Genomic DNA, 16,101 nt, shown 5'->3' with positions numbered 1-16,101 from the left:
TGCTGCCAGCACGGTAGAATCTGCGGTTTTCGTTCGTTGGCCCCCTGCTGCTATCATGCCTCGCTACAATCCCGCCGCCATCGAGCCCAAGTGGCAACGCTATTGGGAAGAACACCAGACGTTCGCGGCTCCGCGACTGCCCACCGGCCCCAAGCTCTATGTCTTGGACATGTTCCCGTATCCCAGCGGCGACGGTCTGCACGTGGGGCATCCCGAGGGGCAAACGGCCACCGACATCACGTGTCGCTTCGAGCGGATGCGCGGCAAGTGCGTGCTGCACCCGATGGGCTGGGACGCCTTTGGGCTGCCGGCCGAGCAGCATGCCATTCGCACCGGCACGCCGCCGCGCGTGACGACTGAAAAAAACATCAACAACTTCCGCCGCCAGGAAAAGATGCTCGGCTTCAGCTACGACTGGAGCCGCGAGCTGTCGACCACCGACGTCGATTACTTCCGCTGGACCCAGTGGATCTTCCTGCAACTGTTCGACTCCTGGTTCGATGAGGCCCAGCAGCGCGGCCGCCCGATTGCCGAGTTGCCGATTCCCGACGATGTGAAGGCGGCGGGGGCTGATGCCGTTCGTCGCTACCAGGACGACCATCGACTGGCCTACCAGTTAGAAGCGCCGGTCAACTGGTGCCCTGCCCTGGGGACCGTGCTGGCCAACGAGGAAGTGATCGGCGGCGTCAGCGAGCGCGGCGGGCACCCGGTGGTGCGCATCCCCCTCAAGCAATGGATGCTGCGAATCACGGCCTATGCCGACCGCCTGGAAAAGGATCTCGACAGCGTCAACTGGCCCGAGAGCATCAAGGCGCTGCAGCGCAATTGGATCGGCCGCAGCGTCGGCGCCGAGGTCGACTTCTTCATCGGCCAGGACAGCGAGCGCACTGCCGGCAAGCCCGCGCCTATGGCATTCAAGGCCTGGCGAACAGCGCGCACCCAGAGCGGTTTTCCACGCAAGCCGGGCGCGGAAGTCCTGCGAGTGTTCACCACGCGTCCCGACACGCTGTTCGGCGCGACGTACATGGTGATCGCGCCGGAGCATTCGCACATCGAGCGCCTGACCACGCTCGAGCAAGCGGCCGAGGTCAAAGCCTATTGCGCCCAAGCGGCCAGCAAGAGCGACCTGGACCGGACCGAGTTGAACAAGGAAAAGACCGGCGTCTTTACCGGCAGCTTTGCCGCCAATCCGGTGAACAACCGCCCGGTGCCGATCTATGTGGCTGACTACGTGCTGGCCAGCTACGGCACCGGCGCGATCATGGCCGTGCCGGCGCACGACACGCGCGACTTTGAGTTCGCGGTGAAATACAACGTGCCGATCGTCCCGGTCGTCGACCCGGGCGACGCCAAGGACGTGGTTCGCGACGACGTTCTGGCCGGTCGCGCGGTCTACCCGGGCCTGGGCGTGGCGATCAATTCGAGCATGTTCAACGGCACGCCGACCGAAGAGTTCAAAGTCAAAATCTCCGACGACCTGGCCACCAAAGGGGCCGGGCGCATGGCGGTGAACTACAAGTTGCGCGACTGGCTGTTTAGCCGTCAACACTTCTGGGGCGAGCCGTTCCCGATCTTGCACGAGTTGGACGACAAGGGGGAACCGACGGGGATGATTCGCGCGGTCGACGTACAGGACTTGCCGGTCGATCTGCCCGAGATGTCCCACTTCAAGCCGCACGGCCGCCCCGAGCCGCCGCTCGAAGAAGCGCCGCAGGAATGGCTCTACCCGACGATTGACGGCAAGAAGTACAAGCGCGAGACGAACAGCATGCCGCAATGGGCCGGCTCGTGCTGGTACTACTTGCGCTTTTTGGACAACAAGAACAAAGACCGGTTCATCGACCCGGAAATCGAAAAGGCCTGGATGCCGGTCGATCTGTACATTGGCGGCGCCGAGCACGCGGTGCTGCACCTGCTCTACTCGCGATTCTGGCACAAGGTGCTGTTCGACCGCGGCCACGTCAGCATGCCCGAGCCGTTCAGCAAGCTGGTGAACCAGGGAATGATCCTGGGCGAAGACGGCGGCAAGATGTCCAAAAGTCGTGGCAACGTCGTGAACCCCGACAAAGTGGTCGAGGACTTCGGCGCGGACTCGCTGCGGCTGTACGAAATGTTCATGGGGCCGCTCGAGGCGTCCAAGCCGTGGAGCATGGAAGGGGTCAGCGGCGTGCGCGGGTTCCTGGATCGCGCCTGGCGCTTGATCATCAACGACCGTGTCGACCACGTCGAGCTGAACGCCGCGGTCGGCGACCACGAGATGACCGCCGAGCAGGCCCGCGTGCTGTACCGGACGATTCGCGACGTGGGTGGCGACATCCAAAAGCTGTCGTTCAACACGGCCATCGCCAAAATGATGGAGTTCGTCAACTTCTTTACCAAGGAAGATCGGCGGCCGCGCGAAGCGATGGACAAGTTCGTGCTGGTCCTGTCACCGTTCGCGCCCCACCTGGCCGAAGAACTGTGGGAAGCGCTCGGGCACACGAAGACACTGGCCTATGAGCCCTGGCCCGCGCACGACGAAGCCAAGATCAAGGAAGACACCAAAGAAATCCCGGTGCAGATCAACGGCAAGGTGAAGGCCAAGCTGATTATCTCGACCGACGCCACGCCCGCCGAAGCCGAAGCGGCCGCCATGGCCGACGAGAAGGTGAAAGAACTTCTCGCCGGCAAGGCGGTCGTCAAGGTGATCGTCCCGCCCGGGGCCAAGCTGGTGAACTTTGTCGTCAAGTGAGGCGGACGCGAGTTATTTGACAGGCGCGAGGGCTTTGTCCTAATCCTTCTCCCCCGGGGAGAAGGTGGTGAGCGCAGCGAACCGGATGAGGGTCGCGCGTCGGTCTGGCGCCGCACTGCTGGAAAGGGGATCCTCATCCGGCCTATCGGCCACCTTCTCCCGGAGGGAGAAGGGTTGATAGTTGCCGTCCCGACAGTTCATCCGTGCTTTACGTCTGCACACTCGCGCGCTTGACCGGTGCTGGCCACGCCCTGATACTGACGGCCACTTGCCGGCTTCGATGGACGACTGCCGGCGAGTTCTCACCTGCCGAGGGCATTTGAAATGACGCGCTGTCGCACGGTCGCGCTGGTGTTGGTTTCGACAATCATTCTCGGCACGGCTGCGCCATTGCGCGCCGGCGACGACTCTTCAAAGAATGCTGACGCCAAGCCCGATCCGCGCCAGTCGATCGTCCACATCACGACCACCAAGCGCGGCCCCATGCCGACGCAGCCCTGGACCAAGAGTACGCCCCAGGACAGCACGGGGACCGGCTTTGTCGTCGAGGGGAATCGCATTCTCACCAACGCCCACGTCGTCGGGAACGGCAGCCAGATTTACGTCCAGCCCTACCAGTCGGCCGACAAGCTGCGCGCCGAGATCGTCTTGCTCGCCCCCGAGATGGACATGGCCCTGTTGTCCGTCGAGAACGAAGCCGACTTCTTCGCCACGCGTCCGCCCCTGCCGCGCGCGGCCAAGTTGCCGGCGTTGAAAAGCTCGGTGGCGTTGTACGGCTTTCCGGTCGGCGGCGAGCAGTTGTCGGTGACCCAGGGGGTCGTCTCGCGGATCGAGTTCGTCACCTATTACCAGTCCGGTCTCGGGCTGCGGATTCAAATCGACGCGGCCATGAACCCCGGCAACAGCGGCGGCCCGGCGCTGCTCGACGGTGTCGTCGCGGGTATGGCCTTCGCCGCCGTCACCAGCGCCGAGAACATCGGCTACCTGATCCCCGCGGAGGAAATCGAGACGTTCCTTGCCGACGCCAAGGACGGCGTTTATGACGGCAAGCCGCGCTTGTTTGAAAGCTGGCAGACAGTCGAGAATGACGCCTTGCGGGCGCGGCTCAAGCTCCCCAAGTCGGTGGCGGGCGTGATGGTGACGCGGCACTTCGAGGGGGCTGTTGACACGGGCCTGCGCGCGGGCGATTGCATCACGCACATTGGCGACCACGCGCTTGACAGCTCGGGACGGATCAAAGTAACCGACGAGTTGCGACTGCCGTTCTTTTACATGGTCCCCCAATTGGCCAAGAACGGCAAAGTGCCGCTGACCGTATGGCGCGACGGCCAGGAGTTGAAGGCCGACGCGCCGGTCTCGGCCCAGGCGAAGTTGCTGGCGCCCTATCTGAAGTATCGCTACCCGCGGTATTTCATCTATGGACCGTTGGTTTTTTCGCAAGTCTACGCCGACTACGCGCTGGCGCTCGAGGAGCGCTGGCTCAAGTATTTGCGCGATCGTAACAGCCCGATCCTGACGCGAGTCTTTGAACCGCCGGCGTTCGAGGGAGAAGAACTGGTGGCGATCATGTCGCCGCAGTTCTCCCACCCGATCACCAAGGGTTACTCACAGCAATACATGTGCGTGGTCAGCAAGATCAACGGCACCAAGGTGAAGAATCTGCAGCACGCGGTCGAGTTGCTGCGCGACGCGACCGGCGAGTACACCGAGGTGGAGTTCGCCGATCGGAGCGCCGAGAAGTTCGTCTTCCGCCGTCGCGACATGGACGCCGCGACCGACGAGATCCTGGCCGACAATAGCATCCGCAAGCAATGCTCCGACGACCTGGTCGAAGTCTGGAATGGCGGCAAACCGCTGGGGAAGAAGAAAGCCGCGGACGAGTGACGTTTACTACCTCGGGAACGGCCAGCCAGCGACCCTTCTCCCCTCGGGAGAAGGTGGCCGAAGTCCGGATGAGGGTTCCCGCAGCGCAAGGAACCAGCGATGGCCCGTCACCAGCCCTTCACCGACGAGTAGCGCTCGCGTGCGCGTCGTCTGCGTCGTGAAGCGACAACACCCGAGCGATTGCTTTGGAGCCGTCTGCGGTATGGCCAACTCGGCGACATTAAATTCCGTCGTCAGGTGGCCATCGGGAGATACTTCGTCGACTTCTATTGTCACGAAGCGAGGCTGGCCATCGAACTAGATGGCGACAGCCACATCGGCAAGGCCGCGTACGACCAGCAGCGCACTGCGGCACTTGAGGCACAAGGAATCCAAGTGCTGAGAGTCGCGAACGACGACGTGCTGCGAACGCTGGATACCGTCGTTGAGGGCATTCTTCTCGCCTGTGGTCGCCATGTGGATGGGCCACGGGGATCCTCATCCGGCGGCTAGCGCCGCCACCTTCTCCCGGGGGGAGAATGGTTTCCTCCTTCCCCGCTGGCTTGATCTGGGCACCTAAGCGCTCTCGGCCAGTTCGTCGTCATCCGACGCTTCGTCGTCGGTGTCTTCACTGGCGTCGAGTTCGTCCGACACTTCTTCGACGTCATCGCTCGATTCAGCGTCCTCGTCAAACGCGTCGGCGTCGTCCGTCTCGGCATCGACGTCGGACTCGTCACCTTCGCCGAACTCGTCGTGCTCCGGCTTGATGCGGTTCGAGCGTTTGGCCGCGCTCGGCGGCGGTTCGGCCGCGGCGGCCCCTTGGCCGCTCATTTCGGCCCATTGTTCCAGGGTGATGAGCACCTCGCGGGCCTGCGAGCCGTTGTAGTCGCCGACAATCCCATCCTCGGCCATGAAGTCGACTAACCGCGCCGCGCGGCCATAGCCCACGCCCAAGGCGCGTTGCAGCAGCGAGACGCTGCCGCGCCCTTCGCGCACGACGACGTCGATGGCCGCCTCGTACAGCTCGTCGCGCTGCTTGAAGCGCTCGGGGCCCGAGCCGGCGGCGTCCTTCGACTTCAACTGGACCAGTTCCTTCACGAACTCGGGCTCGGTCGTGCCGACGAACTCGATCACCTTGTTGATCTCGTCGTCGCTGAGGTAGGTTCCCTGGCCGCGGATCAGCGTGCTGGTGCCCGGCCACAGGAACAGCATGTCGCCGTTGCCCAGCAGCTTGTCGGCCCCCATTTCGTCGAGGACCACGCGGCTGTCGGTGCGGCTGGCCACCTGAAAGCAGATGCGCGCGGGCAAGTTCGACTTGATCAAACCGGTGATCACGTCCACGGTCGGTTTCTGCGTGGCCAGGACCAGGTGAATACCGACCGCACGGCTCTTTTGCGCCAAACGGATAATGTGCGTTTCAACTTCTTTGGCCGAGGTCATCATCAGGTCGGCCATTTCGTCGGCCACGATGACAATGTACGGCAAATGCGTCGGAATCGCCTTTTGCTCTTCATCGGTCTCGGGCTGCAGGCGCTCGAACAGCTCTTCTTCGCCCAGTTGGTTGTAAGCCGAAATGTGTCGCACGCCGGCGCGCGCCAACAGCGCGTATCGCTCTTCCATTTTCTCGACGGCCCAAGCCAGCAGGGCCTCGGCCTTTTTCATGTCGGTCACGACCGGGTGCATCAAGTGCGGCAGCGTTTTATACGAGCTGAGTTCGACCATCTTGGGGTCGATCAACAGCATCCGCAACTCGTCGGGCCGACGCGTCATCAGCATCGACATGATCAACGTGTTCAAGCAAACGCTCTTGCCGGTCCCCGTGCGGCCAGCGATTAGCAAGTGAGGCAGGCTGGCCAGGTCGGCGACCATCGGGTTGCCCGCCACGTCCTTGCCCAGGTAGATCGGAATCTTCATCTTGCCGGCTTTGCCCTGCGCTTCTTCGATCACTTCGCGCATGCGGACAAGCTGGCGATCTTCGTTCGGCACTTCGACGCCGACCGTGTTCTTGCCAGGAATCGGCGCCACGATGCGCACGCTGGGCACGCGCAGCGCAATGGCCAAGTCGTCGGCCAGACCCGTGATCTTCGCCAGCCGCAGCCCCGATTCGAGTTCCACCTCGAACTGGGCAATCACCGGCCCGGTCTCGATCTCGACCACTTTGACGTTGAAACCGAAGCTGGCGAAGGTCTTCTCCAGGATCTTCGCCTTGCGGCGGACTTCTTTCTCTTGCTCTTCGTACGAGAAACTCTCGTTCGGCAACAGCAGGTCGATCGGCGGCAACTGATAATCGGCCGGCTCGTCGTCGGCGTTCGCCGCTTGATCCAGTGCGTTCATCACTTCTTGCCGCTCGTCCTTGACCGACTTGCCACGCTTCTTGATCGGCACCGGTGGGGCCTGCGCGGCCACTGCGGCGGCGGGCTGTTCGATTTCGGCCGGTTGCTCGGCGTCGGCTTCGTCATCGACTGCCTCATTCTCATCCGTCGCGTCGGCGTCAACTTCCTCGACCTCGTCAACCTCCGCGACGGTCGCCGGCTTCAGTTCCAGCTCTTCGTCAATCGTGATGGCATCGAGCACCTTGCCGCCGATGCGAATGGACGGGCCGACGGCCGGGCGGGCGTGGGCATGGTCGGCGCGACGTTTCGCCAAGCGCTCAAGCGCCTGGCTCGTGAAGCCGACGGTCTTGTGGCTGGTCCAGGCCAGCACGTGCAACATCAGGTAATCAGTACACAACAGCCAGCCGCCGATCACCAGGCTGATGGCCAGCAAATATGCGCCGGCCGAAGCGACGTGCGCGCGGAGCATCGACGCAACCATCGCCCCCAGGTAACCTCCCGAGCCGATTGCCGGTCCCGGTGACCAACTGGGAACGGCCATCGCCAACAGCGCGGTCAGCCCGACCAGCGACAGCACCCAACCGGCGGCGCGCATCGCCCGATCGCTGATTCCCTGTCCGCGGAACATCACATAGGCCAACGCGGCCAGCGACGCCGCCAGGTAAAACGCCCCCAGGCCCAGCGCTTCGAGCAACGCGAACGCAGTCCACGCGCCCGCGCGGCCGCAGATGTTTTGCACTTCGCTGGCCGTCGGGTAGACCAGATGCGACGGGGCGTCGGCCGCGCTATAGCCCACCAAGGCGAGCGCGATAAACATCGTGACGGCGGCCGTCACCAGCGCGACAAGATCGTGAGTGCGATTCCGTTCCGCAAACATAGCTCGGAGACCCTCTGACCGAGAAGCCTGTCAGGCCTCGCTGCCTGACCTTGCATCCCAAGTCTACCACTCGGCTTGCGCGCTGCTGGGCGTGGCCACGGAAACCGGCGGGAGAGATTGCCGGTCGGCGCGAATAGGAGGCTGCGGAGGGTAACGCCTAGGCAAACCCTGCGGGGGCACGGCGTGGGGGATTAGCCACGGAAGCACGGAGGCGCGGAGGACTGCACGGAGAATGGAATGAATGTTTATGAATGACCAACGACCAAATCCCAATGACCAAGAAGATAGTGATCGTTTCCTTGGTCATTGGACATTGGTCATTGGTGCTTCTCAATCTCCGTGCTTAGCTCCGTGTCTCCGCGCCTCTGTGGCTAGTCTTACTCGGATCAGCCCAGGTTCTTCGCTGGTTTCCACCAGCCGGGTTCGCGTTGGGTCAGGATCGAAATCAGCCGGCCCGAGGCATCGAACGCCGCCAGTTCCGCTTCATTTGCCGGTGCTTCGAGCGCGATGGTTTGCCCCAGTCGGGCGCGGCGGATTTGTTCTTCGTCGAGCGTCACGCGCGGCAACGCCTCGACCGCTCGTTCGATCGGCAGCAGCCATCGGCCGATCGGGTCGCGCTCGACCTCCGCCCAAGGACAAGCATCGGTCAGTCGAAACGCCCCGATCGCGGTTCGCTCCAACTGCGACATCACGGCGGCCGAGCCCACGGCCCGGGCCAGGTCACGACCGATCGCGCGAATGTACGTGCCGCTGCCGCAACGGACATCGAGTTCGAGTTCAGGATACTCGTAGCGCACGATGTCGATGCTGTGAATGTCGACCGGGCGCGCGGCCAACTGGACCTCTGCTCCCTGTCGAGCCAAGGCATAGGCCCGCTGGCCGTCAACCTTCAAGGCCGAGAAGGCCGGCGGCACTTGCTCGATGCGTCCAACCTGCGCCGCGGCGGCCGCTTGAATCGCAGCCAGAGTCGGCGTCAAGGCGTCGGGTAACAGCGTCACCTCGCCATCGGTGTCGTCGGTCGGGCTTGTACGGCCAAGTAAGAATGTCCCGCGATAGCGCTTTTCAAGCCGCTGGACATATTCGACCAGCCGCGTGGCCGCGCCGACCGCCACGACGAGCACTCCCGTGGCCAGCGGATCCAACGTGCCGGCATGCCCAACGCGGCGAGTGCCGAGCGCGCGGCCCACCCGATCGACCACCGCGCGTGACGTCACCCCCGCCGGCTTGGCGACGTTGAGAATCCCGATTTGTTCCGAAGCGTTCATGACTACAATGGTAACGAATCTGGCACGATTGTCGTGCTTGATGATGCGATTGTTCTTCGAGAGTTTTGACCTGCAGATGAGTGAACCGGCAGTACGACGCCCTGGAGCAATCCGCTCGATCGAGCTGGCCTGCGCCACCTTTCTGGTTGTGTACACCGCCGGAGCGCTGCTCGCCGCTCCGGCAATGTACTCAGATAGCGCCTGGGGATTCGCCGTGTGGCAATCGATGGAACAGGGAGCAGCGTTCAATTTCGGAGTTGAACCGGACCCGCAAAACATCGCCACAGACATTGGCCGGTTTCAGACCTGGTGGACGCCGGGGCAGTATCTGATTCCGGGTCTGTTGACTCATCTGGGAATATCTCTTGGGCATGCGATTGTCGTCACGACGGCGCTATTCACTGCGTTGGGGCTGATTGGTTGGAGGCTGGTCTATCGCGCGCTCGAGTTTTCGGAACTGGTCAATGTATTGAGCGTTGCCATCATTGCCGGCGAGCGCTTTTGCACGCTTCCCTTCGGCATGTACAACGGTGGCGAAGTTCTGCTGTTCGGCGCCAGTCCTTATCTGATTCTCATTAGTCTGTGGGCGATGCGGGACGCTGCCTGGCGAGCGGCGTTGCTGGCGCCGGCGTTTTTGCTGGGCTTCTTTCTAAAGAGTTCCGCACTGGTGCTGTGTCTGGCCATGGCCGCGGCGAGTGTGCTTGCGAGCTGGCGGCCACCCGCAAAGCCGTCGCGCCGGCTGGCGTGGCTGCGCTGGCCAGCGTCATGCTTGATCACCGGACTGCTGGCCTACGCACTATTCTTATCGCGCGGCCGCTCGCCCATGCAGCCGACGTTTCGGATCGCAGATCATGCCGTCGGCAACACGTTGTTCGCGACTGTCTCGCCAATGCTCGGGGCCCTGTCGCTCGACGACGCGCTCTCATGGATTCTGGCCAAACCACCGCAACCCGCGTGGCCCCAGTGGCAGGTTTCGCTCCCCGTCATCGGCCCCCTCGCTTTGTTGGCGCTGGCGATTTATGTTTCGGTCTATCGGTCGGCCGGCAGCAGCGTTTATCGCCGTGTCTTGTTGAGCATGATCGTGGTTTATGTCGCACTCTTCGTCGTGGCCCTTTTTGTCGGAGCGTCGATTTCATGCGAGGCGCGCCACGTGCGGCCAGCTTCGCTGGTGCTGTTGCCTGGCCTGGTGGCGATGGTTGCGAACACAAAGTCATCGACCTTGCGCTGGCTTGGCGTGGCGCTGGCGGTCGTTGTGGTCGGTTATGGACTTGCGAGCTATGTCAATCGCTGGCAATACCTGCGCCGACATGATCTCGTTGGAAAACGCGGCGTCACGCAATTGTTGCTCGATCGCCCAGCACTGGACTGGTTGCATGAAACGGACCAACGCTATCCGTCGCGGGCGGTGCTGTTTTATTTGCCGGCGCCTGGATTTGCCCTGGAAGTCGAGCGAGGAAGGGCGATCGTCACACTCGCCGACTTTGACTCACGCGAGACGTTGGCCGGTCGCGAATACCACGGACGAGTCGAGCACTTATTCGTCCTGCTTCCGGAACATTTTGATTCGAACGGAAAGTCCGCAGCGATACTAAAATCGTTCATCGACTATCGCGACTGGACGGCCACTCAAGTAGGCGCGTTCCAGGTGTATCAGCCCGCAGCCGAAACTCGCCGAGACGAATCGCGTTAGGCGGCAAGCAACGCCGCCTGCGACGATTTGACTCCCCTTATCGGGCCGACTATCTTCAATGGCTTACCTGCCCTAGGCCCGTTGCCCAGACCCTTGCCCGATAAGCGGTTGCGCCAATCCTGCTCACTTGTACAAAGTGATCAGCATGTCCTCGATAGCCCTGAGCGCATGTGTCTAATGGCTCACTCTTAAGCGCCTTGCAAATTCCAACGGAGATTGACGTATGAGGAGTTTCGCACGTTTGATCCTGGCCCTGATTTTCTTGGCCACCAACGTCGTGGTAGCGCACGCTGCTCCCCCCGAGCCCGGCTTTACCGCGCTGTTCGACGGCAAGTCCCTCGACGGCTGGGACGGGAACCCCGAGTTCTGGCGCGTCGAAGACGGCGTCATCACCGGCCAAACCACCCATGAAAAGCCGACCAAGGGGAACACGTTCCTGATCTGGCGCAAGGGGAAGGTCGCGGACTTCGAGTTGCGCGTCGAGTTCCGCATTGTCGGAGGCAACTCGGGCATTCAATACCGGAGCGAAGAAGTCGACAAGTGGGTCATCAAGGGCTACCAGGGTGACTTCGACGCCGCCGGCCAATGGACCGGCTCGCTCTACGAGGAAAAAGGACGCGGCGTCCTGGCCAAGCGCGGCAACAAGGTGACCGTCCGCGGCAAGAAGGATATCGAAAACCAAGGCGTCACCACGCCCGAGGCTGACTTGCTGGGCTCGATCAAGGCGGGAGGCTGGAACGAATACACGATCATCGCCCAAGGCAACCGGATCATCCACAAGCTGAACGGCTTGCTGTCGGTTGACGTGACCGATGACGACGAGGCCGGCCGCAAGTCCGACGGGTTGCTGGCGCTGCAATTGCACGCCGGCCCGCCGATGTTGGTCCAGTTCCGCAACATTCGCATCCGCACCCCCGACACCACCAGCGCCGCGCGCCCCCGCGGGCAATTCAACCTGGCCGATGGCAAGCGCGTGGTCTTCATCGCGGGCAAGAAGAGCCACGGCTATGCCCAGCACGAGCACAACGCGGGCTGCGATCTGCTGGCCCGCGAGCTGCGCCGGGCCGAGCCGAACTGGAATGTCTCGGTTCATCACAATGGCTGGCCCACCGAGGCCAACGCGTTGGACGGGGCCGACGCCATTGTCATGTACTGTGACGGTGGCAAGAACCACATGGTGACCCCCAACCTGGACCAGGTCGACGCGCTGGCCAAGAAAGGGGTCGGCATCGGCTGCATCCACTACGCCGTCGAGATTCCCGCCGGACGCGAAGGGAACGCCCTGCTCGATTGGATTGGCGGCTACTTCGAGGCCAATTGGTCGGTCAACCCGCACTGGACCGCGAAGTTCGAGAAGTTTCCCGACCACCCGGTCGCGCGCGGCGTGCAACCGTTCGCCATCAACGACGAATGGTACTACCACATGCGCTTCCGCCCCGAGATGCAGGGGGTGACGCCGATTTTGACCGCCCTGCCTGGCCCCGACACGTTGACTCGTCCCGATGGCCCGCACAGCGGCAACCCCACGGTCCGCGAAGAGGTGGCCAAGGGCATTCCGCAACACGTGATGTGGGTCGCCACGCGCGATAACGACGGGCGCGGCTTCGGTTTCACCGGCGGCCACAATCACTGGAACTGGGGTGACCCGAACTTCCGGAAGGTGGTGCTCAACGCCATCGTTTGGATCGCGCACGGACAGGTTCCCGCCAATGGCGTCGAACTGAAGTCGGTCACGCTCGAAGACCTGGAAGCGAACCAGGACGAGAAGCCGCTGCCCAAGAACTTTGACCGGGAAGCGATTCGCAAGCAGCTGAATCTGCCCGCTGCGAGCGATGCGCCGGCCAAGCAATCGAACACCGCGCCAGCCAAGGTGCTGCACCGGAGCGAGATTGTTTCGACCCGCACGCCCGGCCTGTCCGTCCAAATCGACGCGCCGTTGGCCGGCGCGCGCGAGCTGTACCTGGTTGTCACCGATGGGGGGAACAGCTTCTCGTGCGACTGGGCCGACTGGGGCGAGCCGCGGCTGGTGGGCCCGCGCGGCGAGTTGAAGCTGACCGAGCTGCAGTGGAAGAAAGCCAACTGCCAGTGGGGGAGCGTGAACAAGAATCTGAACTGCAACGGCGGGCCGCTGATGATTAACAATCAGCTTGTCCCCTATGGCATCGGCACCCACGCCACCTCGGTCATCGCCTTTGATCTGCCGGAAGGCTATGACCGATTTGTCGCGCGGGCCGGACTCGATAACGGCGGCAGCAATCAAGGCGCCGCCGCCCAGGTGCAATTCGTCGTGTTCGACGGCCCGCCGCCAGCCGACCTCCTGAAGACGTATGCCGACACGGCCAGCCACGACCCGGGCGACGCCATCGCCGGCATCGACATCGCCGCCGGCGTCGAAGCGACCTTGTTCGCGGCCGAGCCGATGGTTCGCAATCTGACCAACATGGACATCGACGCCCGCGGGCGCGTGTGGGTTTGCGAGGTGATGAACTACCGCAAGCACAATGGCGAGCGTCCTGAAGGGGACCGAGTGCTGATCCTGGATGACACCGATCACGACGGCCGGGCCGACAAGTCGACCGTCTTCTACCAGGGAACCGACATCAACTCGGCGATGGGCATTTGCGTACTGGGCAAGAAGGTGATTGTCACCTGCTCGCCCAACGTGTGGGTCTTTACCGATGAGAATGGCGACGATGTGCCCGACCGCAAGGAAGCCTTGTTCACCAATGTGGGCCAGCCCCAGCACGATCACTCGGGGCACACGTTCCTGTTCGGCCCCGACGGGCGCTACTATTGGAACTTTGGCAACACGGGCCAAAAAGTCTGCGACGCACAGGGAAACATCGTCAAGGACATTTTTGGCAACGAGGTCGTCGACAACGGCGAGCCGTACTGGGGTGGCATGGCGTTCCGCTGCAACCCTGACGGAAGCCGCTTCGAGGTTTTGGGGCACAACTTCCGCAACAACTACGAGTTGACGGTCGATTCGTTTGGCACCGTGTGGCAATCGGACAACGACGACGACGGCAACCGGGGCGTGCGAATCAACTATGTGATGGAGTACGGCAACTACGGCTACCGGGACCAGGTGACCGGTGCCGGCTGGAAAGTCCCGCGCGAGAACATGGAAGCCGAGATTCCGCAACAGCACTGGCACCTGAACGATCCCGGCGTGGTGCCGAATCTGCTGATCACCGGCGGCGGCTCGCCGACGGGCATTTGCGTCTATGAAGGCCGGCTGCTGCCGCAGGTGTTCTGGGACCAACTCATCCACTGCGACGCCGGCCCGAATGTGGTGCGGGCCTATCCGGCCAAGCCGGACGGCGCAGGCTACCAGGCCGAGATCGTCGATCTGATGGTTGGCACGCGCGACCGCTGGTTCCGGCCGGCCGACGTGTGTGTGGCGCCGGACGGCTCGGTGTTTGTCACCGACTGGTACGATCCCGGCGTCGGCGGCCACGGCCAGGCCGACACCGACCGCGGGCGCGTCTTCCGTCTGGCCCCGCCCAAGCATAAATACGAAGCGCCCAAGGTCGATGTCAGCACGGCCGAGGGGTCGATCGAAGCGCTGAAGAGCCCTGCTCTGTCGGTGCGTTACCTAGGCTTCACGGCACTCGAAAAGCTCGGTGCCAAGGCCGAGCCGGCGCTCGACAAGATGTTTCGCGAAGAGCAGAACCCGCGGCTACGCGCGCGGGCGTTGTGGGTCTCGGCGGCGATTGCTGGTTCGGAGAAGCGATTGGCCGATCTGGCCGGCATGGCGGCCGATGACGGCAACATTGATTTGCGAATCACGGGGATTCGCTTGCTCAGACAGCGGATGAAAGACGCCTCGGGGCTGGCGACGTTCGTGATGCGCAAGGATGCCAGTCCGGCGGTGCGGCGCGAGCTGGCGCTTGCTCTGCATGGTTCGACCGACGAGCTGGCGTTGAAGCTATGGGCCGATCTGGCCAAGCAGCACGACGGCAAGGACCGTTGGTATCTCGAAGCGCTTGGCATCGGCGCAGACGGCAATTGGGACGTCTGTCTCGATGCCTGGCTCAAGGCCGTTGATAACCAGTGGAACACGCCGGCCGGGCGCGACATTGTCTGGCGGAGCCGCGCCAAGCAAACGCCGGCGCTGCTGACGGCGATCTTGAAGGACGCCTCGACCAGCGAAGCCGACCAGCCGCGCTACTTCCGGGCGCTCGACATGTTGAGCGGACCCGAAAAGGACAAGGCCCTGCACGAGTTGCTGATCGTTGACGGGACGGCCGCCAATGCCGCCTCACCGGCGACCGACGCCCGGGTGGTGCGAGCGCTGTTGCGAGTGGGCGACGTCGATCTGTCGGAGCGGTCCGACCTGAAACAAGTTGTCAGTCGTTACTTGGCCCAGAAGCCCGATGTCGAGGTGGCGCTCAAGCTGATCGAGCGCTGCAACGTCCGCGAAGCGCGCGATAGCGTGGCCGAGATTCTGACCGGCCAAACTGACGACACGCTGCGTGTCCGAGCCGCTCAGCTGTTGCTGCGCTGGAACGAGTCGGGGTTGCTGACCGGTTTGATGGGAGACAAGGACGAGACCAAGGCTGCCGGGGTGATTCGGGCCGTGGGGTTGGCCGGCAGCGGCAAGACGAACGTCTTGTTCGAGCCTCTGCTGGCCGATCCGCCGCGCGGAGCGTCGGTGCGGACGGCGGCGGTCGAAGCGCTCGGCCGCAACAAGCCTGGTCAGCAATGGCTGTTGACCTGGATCACCAAGACGCCGCCGGCCAACGAGTTGAAGTTCGCGCTGGCCAACGCATTGTTGGGCTCGAAGGACGATACGATTCGCACCGAGGCGGCCAAGCATTTGCAGTTGCCCCCTTCGGCCGACAAAGAGCCGTTGCCGCCGGTCTCGACCCTGGTCCGTCGCACCGGGAACAGCGGCGCCGGCAAGGTGGTGTTCATGGCTGTGGGAACCTGTGCCAAGTGCCACAAGGTGCTAGGCGAAGGGAAGGAAGTCGGACCCGACCTGTCGGAAATTGGCAGCAAGTTGTCGCGTGAAGCGATGTACGTGTCGATCTTGGACCCAAGCGCGGCCATCAGCCACAACTTCGAGCAGTTCAGCCTGATCCTCGAGAACGGGACCGTGGCGAATGGCATTCTGGTGAGCGAGACGCCGAACGAAGTGGTGATCAAAACGGCCGAAGCGATCGTCCAGACGATTCCGCGCAAGGAAATCGCCGAGATGGAAAAGTCGAAGCTGTCATTGATGCCGTCGGACCTGCAAAAGAATCTGACGCAACAGAATCTGGTCGACCTGGTCGAGTACCTGATGTCGCTGAAGAAGAAATAGGCTGCCGCAAAGCCTAGACAATTCCCTTCGCGTC

At 62.9% G+C, this 16,101-nt stretch carries 7 protein-coding genes; 5 read left to right on the top strand and 2 right to left on the bottom strand.

The window, feature by feature from the left end; genetic code table 11:
- Window positions 1-55 precede the first annotated feature (55 nt).
- The 3 genes from JSS27_13735 to JSS27_13725 all read left to right on the top strand — a co-directional run bounded on the left by JSS27_13735 (window position 56) and on the right by JSS27_13725 (window position 5,107).
- Window positions 56-2,731 (top strand): leucine--tRNA ligase, encoded by a 2,676-nt coding sequence (locus tag JSS27_13735; GenBank protein MBS0210005.1) that lies wholly within the window; start codon window positions 56-58, stop codon window positions 2,729-2,731.
- Between the two features lie 324 nt (window positions 2,732-3,055).
- A complete protein-coding gene (locus tag JSS27_13730) occupies window positions 3,056-4,615 on the top strand; it encodes a trypsin-like peptidase domain-containing protein (GenBank protein ID MBS0210004.1) in 1,560 nt (519 codons plus the stop codon).
- 150 nt (window positions 4,616-4,765) lie between these two features.
- Window positions 4,766-5,107 carry an endonuclease domain-containing protein gene (locus tag JSS27_13725; GenBank protein MBS0210003.1) on the top strand — a complete coding sequence of 114 codons (342 nt, stop codon included), beginning with the start codon at window positions 4,766-4,768 and terminating at the stop codon, window positions 5,105-5,107.
- A gap of 63 nt (window positions 5,108-5,170) precedes the next feature.
- On the opposite strand, the gene JSS27_13720 is transcribed toward JSS27_13725, so the two are convergent.
- A complete protein-coding gene (locus JSS27_13720) occupies window positions 5,171-7,804 on the bottom strand; it encodes a DNA translocase FtsK (GenBank protein MBS0210002.1) in 2,634 nt (877 codons plus the stop codon).
- A gap of 386 nt (window positions 7,805-8,190) precedes the next feature.
- On the bottom strand, window positions 8,191-9,069 hold the full coding sequence (gene truB, locus JSS27_13715; GenBank protein ID MBS0210001.1) for a tRNA pseudouridine(55) synthase TruB: 879 nt from the start codon (window positions 9,067-9,069) through the stop codon (window positions 8,191-8,193).
- 43 nt (window positions 9,070-9,112) lie between these two features.
- Between truB and JSS27_13710 the strand changes: the two genes are divergently transcribed.
- Together JSS27_13710 and JSS27_13705 are read left to right on the top strand one after the other, a co-directional pair.
- Window positions 9,113-10,759 (top strand): hypothetical protein, encoded by a 1,647-nt coding sequence (locus JSS27_13710; protein ID MBS0210000.1) that lies wholly within the window; start codon window positions 9,113-9,115, stop codon window positions 10,757-10,759.
- A 223-nt stretch (window positions 10,760-10,982) separates the two neighbouring features.
- Window positions 10,983-16,067 carry a DUF1080 domain-containing protein gene (locus tag JSS27_13705; GenBank protein ID MBS0209999.1) on the top strand — a complete coding sequence of 1,695 codons (5,085 nt, stop codon included), beginning with the start codon at window positions 10,983-10,985 and terminating at the stop codon, window positions 16,065-16,067.
- The last annotated feature ends 34 nt before the right edge of the window (window positions 16,068-16,101 follow it).

The organism is Planctomycetota bacterium, assembly GCA_018242585.1.
In the GTDB taxonomy this organism is placed as follows: Bacteria; Planctomycetota; Planctomycetia; order Pirellulales; family PNKZ01; genus JAFEBQ01.
Note: the sequence above shows the minus strand (reverse complement) of the source record. Positions and strands in the feature narration are given on the sequence as shown.